Source organism: Synechococcus sp. EJ6-Ellesmere (assembly GCF_024345875.1).
Classification (GTDB): Bacteria; Cyanobacteriota; Cyanobacteriia; order PCC-6307; family Cyanobiaceae; genus Regnicoccus_A; species Regnicoccus_A antarcticus.
In genome coordinates this window covers 1-5,505 of sequence record NZ_JAGQBY010000188.1, presented here as the reverse complement: position 1 = coordinate 5,505, position 5,505 = coordinate 1, and the positions used below count along the sequence as shown (strand labels likewise).

7 protein-coding genes and 1 pseudogene are annotated in these 5,505 nt (G+C 66.6%); 6 read left to right on the top strand and 2 right to left on the bottom strand.

What is annotated here, in order from left to right; translation table 11 throughout:
* Positions 1 to 89 precede the first annotated feature (89 nt).
* Positions 90 to 989 (top strand): annotated as a pseudogene (locus KBY78_RS15750) (site-2 protease family protein); the annotation flags it as partial.
* A gap of 24 nt (positions 990 to 1,013) precedes the next feature.
* Here KBY78_RS15750 and KBY78_RS15745 read toward each other — a convergent pair.
* A complete protein-coding gene (locus KBY78_RS15745) occupies positions 1,014 to 1,691 on the bottom strand; it encodes a lipoyl protein ligase domain-containing protein (RefSeq protein WP_255144422.1) in 678 nt (225 codons plus the stop codon).
* Between the two features lie 109 nt (positions 1,692 to 1,800).
* On the opposite strand from KBY78_RS15745, the gene KBY78_RS15740 reads away from it, so the two are divergent.
* Entirely contained in the window at positions 1,801 to 2,562 is a 762-nt protein-coding gene (locus KBY78_RS15740; protein ID WP_255144424.1) for a sulfite exporter TauE/SafE family protein, read from the top strand.
* Here KBY78_RS15740 and KBY78_RS15735 read toward each other — a convergent pair.
* Positions 2,543 to 3,034 (bottom strand): CRR6 family NdhI maturation factor, encoded by a 492-nt coding sequence (locus KBY78_RS15735; protein WP_006171075.1) that lies wholly within the window; start codon positions 3,032 to 3,034, stop codon positions 2,543 to 2,545. The two genes, KBY78_RS15740 and KBY78_RS15735, sit on opposite strands and share 20 nt — an antisense overlap.
* A gap of 89 nt (positions 3,035 to 3,123) precedes the next feature.
* On the opposite strand from KBY78_RS15735, the gene psaM reads away from it, so the two are divergent.
* The 4 genes from psaM to KBY78_RS15715 form a co-directional block, all read left to right on the top strand.
* Positions 3,124 to 3,228 (top strand): photosystem I reaction center subunit XII, encoded by a 105-nt coding sequence (psaM, locus tag KBY78_RS15730; RefSeq protein ID WP_037979659.1) that lies wholly within the window; start codon positions 3,124 to 3,126, stop codon positions 3,226 to 3,228.
* Between the two features lie 165 nt (positions 3,229 to 3,393).
* A complete protein-coding gene (locus KBY78_RS15725; RefSeq protein WP_006171073.1) occupies positions 3,394 to 3,795 on the top strand; it encodes a hypothetical protein in 402 nt (133 codons plus the stop codon).
* A 262-nt stretch (positions 3,796 to 4,057) separates the two neighbouring features.
* Positions 4,058 to 5,029 carry a protochlorophyllide reductase gene (locus tag KBY78_RS15720; RefSeq protein WP_255144423.1) on the top strand — a complete coding sequence of 324 codons (972 nt, stop codon included), beginning with the start codon at positions 4,058 to 4,060 and terminating at the stop codon, positions 5,027 to 5,029.
* A 16-nt stretch (positions 5,030 to 5,045) separates the two neighbouring features.
* Positions 5,046 to 5,505: hypothetical protein (locus KBY78_RS15715; RefSeq protein ID WP_255144421.1), on the top strand; the 460-nt coding region annotated here is incomplete at its 3' end.

Sequence of the window (5,505 nt, the reverse complement as noted above, 5' to 3'; positions counted from 1 at the left end):
CGCAGGCCCTTTGATCCGCAAGTGCCGTGGAGCCGCCGGCGCTGAAGCGAGCCAGCCAACTATGGGTACTGTGTAGCTTGCCCCTGGATGCTGCCGCTGGCCCCCTGGTCAGCCTGCTGCTGGCCGCACTGTTCCTGGGCAGCAGCCATTCGGTCGCCCATCTCTCACCGTTGCTGGGTGAAATGGTCAGCCAGTTGGGAGTCCTGAACCTGGTGCTGGCCCTGTTCAACCTTCTCCCCGGCCTGCCACTGGATGGAGGCCTGATCGTCAAGGCGCTGGTGTGGCAGTGGACCGGCAGTCAGCGACGAGGCGTCCAGGTGGCCACCGCCATGGGCCGCTTCCTCTCGCTGATGGCCGTGGGCATGGGCACCCTGCTGCTGCTGCGGGGCGGTGGGCTGGGGGCCTTCTGGCTGATCATGCTGGGGTGGTTCGGGCTGGGGGCCTCCAGAAACCAGAACCAGCTCCTGGCGCTGCAGAAGGCCCTCAAGGACCTCAAGGTCAGTGAGGCCTCCCGCCGCCGGTTCCGGGTGCTGGAGGGCGATGCGCCCTTGCGCGAGCTCTCTCGGATGCGCCGTGACGACAGCGACGGCAGTCCCGACTGGGTTCTCGTCTGCGAGCGGGGTCGCTGGAAAGGGGTGATCGGCGACGACCCCCTGCAGACCCTGCCGGTTCAGCGCTGGGATCAGGAACGGGTTCTCGACCACATCGAGCCCCTGAGCAGCCTTCCCAGCATCCAGCATGATGCGCCGCTCTGGCAGGCCGCCCTGCAACTGGATGAGCCCGGCGTCGATCGCCTGCTGGTGCTGGGTTCCGCAGGCCTGCCGAGTGGCACCCTGGAGCGCCCGGAACTCTCGGAAGTGGTGCTGGCCCGCCTGGGACTGCGCCTGCCTCCACCATTGCTGGAGGCCGCCCGGCGCCAGGGAACCTACCCCCTCGGGCTGGCCCTGGCCCAGGTGGCCCGGGGGATCGCCGAGAGTGGTGAGGGCTGATCCACCCCATCTCCCGGCCTTCTCTCAGGACAGTCGAAACCGGTGGCGGCGGCGATCTATCGCCTCCCACTCCTGAGGCCTAAGTGGCTCAACCAGCAACGGGCCTCCCCCCAGGGCACTGATCACCGTGCGGTTGAGGTGGTGCTCCAGCGCAGCCGCAGAGAGCCCTTGAGCTGAGGGTGGAGCCGCTGGGGTCGATCCAAACAGCTCCTGCCACAGAGCGGATGGTGGGTCGATCAGCACGCTGCCGTGCTGCAGGAGCTGGCGCCTGCGCCAGAGCTGGGCGCTGCCCACCCGCTTCTGGCGATCGCTGCCCACCAGATCAGCGGCGGTGCTGCGGGCGAAGCAGTTGGCGGACGGGGGCGTGGCCTCCTCCTGGCCAGGGCTCAGGGCCAGGCCCAGGGGGGCCAAGGACTGCGCAAGCCAGGTGCCTACCAGGCTGTAGGCCAGCTGGCGCTGGCGGGGAGGATCGGGCCAGAGCAGGGCATAGGTGAGGCTCCCGGCATGGAGCACGGCGCCACCGCCGCTGGGCCGGCGCACCAGGGCCACACGGCCCTGCCGGGCCGCGCTTCGCCAGGCCGAAGGGATGGCGCGCTGGTGGTAGCCGAGCGAGAGGGTCGGAGTGCTCCAGGTATAGAGGCGCACAACTCCCTGACCTGGCTTGAGCAACAGCTGATCCAGCAGCCAGTCGTCGATGGCCATCTGCCAGTCGCCGCTCAGGCATAGGGGGGGGATCCAGCGCCAGCTCGACGGAAAAGGGGGATCAGCAGGGGATGCTGGTGCCACCGTGCGACCGCCGTTCAACCCGATCATGCTGGGCGATCTGCTGGTGCTGGTGCCCCTCGGTGTGGTGGCCGGGCTGCTCTCGGGGCTGCTGGGCATCGGCGGCGGTCTGGTGTACTCACCGATGCTGCTGCTGGTGGGCCTTCCCCCCCATCAGGCCCTGGCCACCAGCACCCTGGCGATCGTGCCCACCACCCTGGGGGGAACCTGGGTGCATCTGCGCCAGGGTCGGGTGCTGCCGGCGGCTGGCCTGGCCATCGGTCTCAGTGCAGCCCTGAGCGGGCTGCTGTTCAGCCGCCTGGGGGGACTGCTCAGCGGCTGGCAGCTGCTGGGACTGCAGGCCCTGATGTACGTGACCCTGACCCTGACGATCTCGTCGCGCCGCGACCAGGAGCCGGCACCGTCGCCAGGGCCTGCTCCGTTGCCGGCCCTGGCCCTGGTGGGCAGCCTGGCCGGCCTGGCCGGAGGGCTGTTGGGGGTGGGAGGGGGCCTGTTGATGGTCCCCCTGATGCTGGGAAGCCTGCGGCTGCCGGTGCGCGAAGCCATCCGCCTCAGCACCCTGGCGGTGCTCTGTTCTTCGTCTGCAGCGTCGGTGACCTTCCTGATCGGGGCAAAGGCCCAGGGGACCATCGCCCTCACCCTTGGGGGAACGGCCTCAGTGGCGGCCCGCTGGTCGGCCGCACGGCTGGAGCGGGTTCCGGAGACCCTGCTGGTGCAACTGCTGCGCGGGCTCACCGGCCTGTTGGCCCTCGACAGTGGCCGGCGGGCCCTCAGCCTGCTGCTGGGCTGATCGGATCCCAGAAGCTGGGATCGAGCTCGAAACCCAGCACCGCGGCCATCTGAGCAAGCCCCTGGCGGCAGTTCAGACCCCGCTCCTGGCTCCAGTGATCCAGCAGGAAAAAGCGATGGGTGATCCAGAGCTCGAGGCTCTCCGGCGCGAAGCGGATCCCCTCGTGGCGGCTGAAACCATGGGGTAGAAGCATCGCCACGTGACGGCAGAGCTGGCCACTGCTGCGGTCGAGCACCAGGGGCAGCCAGGGGTGAAGCGCATCGGCCCGCAGGCTCCAGAGGCGTAGTTCAGGCAGTTCGGAGAGCTCGCGGGGATCGTCTGACTGACGGGGCCAGTCGAAATCGAGGCCCAGGGCTCCGGCGGCGGCAAGCAGGTCAGCCGGAGCGCAGGCGCTCCAGGGTTGCAGCGGCGAGAGATCAAGAGTGCGGATACTCTCGGCGGATACAGAGAGGCTGGAGGGAGGTTGAGCCATCAAGAGCTGTGACAGCCCGATGCCATCACCTGGCTTCGGGCGGAACGGAGCCGAACAATGGTGGCGACATCTGTTTCCCATCGTTGGCCATGGTCACAACACTCAGCCAGGCAGAGGTTCTGATTGCCCTGGTGGTCGCCGCCCACGCCGGCATTCTGGCGATTCGTCTCTGCGTCAGCCTCTACCGGGCCTGAATCGAAGGCTCGCCCTTGGCAGGTCGCGCCTGAACTGCTAGAAGCGGGCCACACTTCTCCTTCTCCCCCTTGTCCGCCGCGCAGCAGCTCAGGCCCGTAACCGCACCAAGGCGTCAGGCGGCATCCAGGCGACGGCCAGCCTCGCGATCAGCCGCCGCACCACCCGTGAGTGCAGCGGCAGCGGTGGCCATCCACCAGGGATCGACCGACCGGCAGGAGTTGCTCTGCAGCGTGATTGGCCTCAGCGTCAAGCTGGGCATGACCCTGCTGGCGGGCCTCAGCCTGGTTCATCTGGCTGGTGCCTATCAGCAACGGCTGAACCAGCACGACGAACTTAGTGCCATTCTTCAGATCGAACAAGCCAAACTGCAGAAGGCACAGAAGCGCTTCGATCAACTCTTCGTCACCACCGGTGAGCAGCGGCTGATTCGCGAACAGGATCAGTGGATCGCCCCCAACCGTCTGCGGGTGGTGTGGAACGAACCCACCGAACCCAAGCCCGCCCCTGCCCCAGCCGGCAGGCCCTTGATCAGCACCCAACCGCTCCCGGCCCAGGTTCAGCGCTGAACTCCTGCGGGGTTTTTCCTCCTTGTTGAGTTTCTGACCACACAGAACCGGTCAACCAGCACCTGTTAACGCTATAGGTCGTTGACCGATGCCACAAGGATGCCGTCGGTCGCCTCTGTTCAACGTGACCTTGTGTTGAACTTCGCTCCGCACTCGGCACTGGTTGCTGGCCTTGTCCTTAGGTTGAGGCCCCCCGAACCGCCGCGCCCCGATGGCGTCTGCTTCCAGCGCTCCCACCCCGTCAAGCCCCTCCAGTCCCGGCATGGGCAGCGCTGGGCAGATTGGGACTGTGATGATCACCGGAGCTTCCTCCGGCGTTGGCCTGTACGCCGCCAAAGCCCTGGCCCAGCGCGGCTGGCATGTGGTGATGGCCTGCCGCGATCTGGCCAAGGCCAAGGCAGCAGCCAGTTCTCTGGCGATCCCTGAGAGCTCCCTCACCCACCTGCAGGTGGATCTGGGTGATCTCGAGAGTGTGCGCCGGCTGGTGAACGCCTTCCATGCCACCGGCCGCAGCCTTGACGCCCTGGTCTGCAATGCCGCCGTCTACAAACCACGGCTGAAGGAACCGGAACGCTCGCCCCAGGGCTACGAGATCTCGATGGCCACCAACCATTTCGGGCATTTCCTGCTGATCCAAGCCCTGCTCGACGACCTGAAGAAGTCGAGCCATCCCTCGCGCAGGCTGGTGATCCTTGGAACGGTCACGGCCAACTCCAAGGAGCTGGGCGGCAAGATTCCGATCCCGGCCCCCGCAGACCTGGGAGACCTCTCAGGTTTCGAGGCAGGCTTCAAGGCGCCGATCAGCATGGCCAACAGCAAGGCTTTCAAGCCCGGCAAGGCCTACAAGGACAGCAAGCTCTGCAACATGATCACCACCCAGGAGCTGCACCGTCGTCTGCACGACTCCACGGGGATCATCTTCAGCTCGCTCTATCCCGGCTGCGTGGCCGACACGCCCTTGTTCCGCAACACCCCGAGGGCCTTTCAGACCATCTTCCCCTGGTTCCAGAAGAACATCACCGGCGGTTATGTGAGCCAGGAGCTGGCCGGTGAGCGGGTGGCCCAGGTCGTGGCGGATCCGGCCTTCGCCGTGTCGGGCGCGCACTGGAGCTGGGGCAACCGCCAGAAGGCGAATGGTCAACAGTTCATCCAGGAACTTTCAGACAAGGCCAGCGATCCCGAAACCGCTGCCAAGACCTGGGACCTGTCCATGAAACTCGTCGGACTCGCCTGAGGACACTGTGATGGTGATGCCCCGTCCGCTTCGCTGGTTTGTCTCTCTTGTGCTGGCCGCTGGCTTACTGGTGGGCGGAGTGCTTCTGCTCCCCTTCGCCGACTGGTTGCCCGGAGGAACGGTCGCCGATGTGCCGTTGCAGCAGGTGGTGAACGGCACCAGCTTCAACCGGCTGTTCCCCCCCTCGGATCCAGAATTCCGGGTGACGATGTCGCAGGAGAAGCGGGGGTTCAGCGAGGCGCGCCTGAAACAGGGCGATCAGGTGATTGCCCTGCTGGCCATCTCCGACACGATCACCGCACCGGAAGCCCGAGCCAAGTTCGAGCAGGCTCAGGAGCGCCTCGAGGGCTGGCCGTTGGTGGAGCAGGGGCCCCATGCGAGTGCGCGGCTGGTGGCCGATCGATTCCAGGTGAAGGTGATCGAGCAGGGCAGTGCCCTTGACGCCGATCATCGCCACAGCATTCTTGAACACTTTG

Excerpts from the sequence above, each read along its gene's own strand:
- KBY78_RS15740 (WP_255144424.1), top strand. The coding sequence starts at position 1,801 with ATGCTGGGCGATCTGCTGGTGCTGGTGCCCCTCGGTGTGGTGGCCGGG.
- psaM (WP_037979659.1), top strand. The coding sequence starts at position 3,124 with ATGGTCACAACACTCAGCCAGGCAGAGGTTCTGATTGCCCTGGTGGTC.
- KBY78_RS15745 (WP_255144422.1), bottom strand. The coding sequence starts at position 1,691 with ATGGCCATCGACGACTGGCTGCTGGATCAGCTGTTGCTCAAGCCAGGT.
- KBY78_RS15720 (WP_255144423.1), top strand. The coding sequence starts at position 4,058 with ATGGGCAGCGCTGGGCAGATTGGGACTGTGATGATCACCGGAGCTTCC.
- KBY78_RS15735 (WP_006171075.1), bottom strand. The coding sequence starts at position 3,034 with ATGGCTCAACCTCCCTCCAGCCTCTCTGTATCCGCCGAGAGTATCCGC.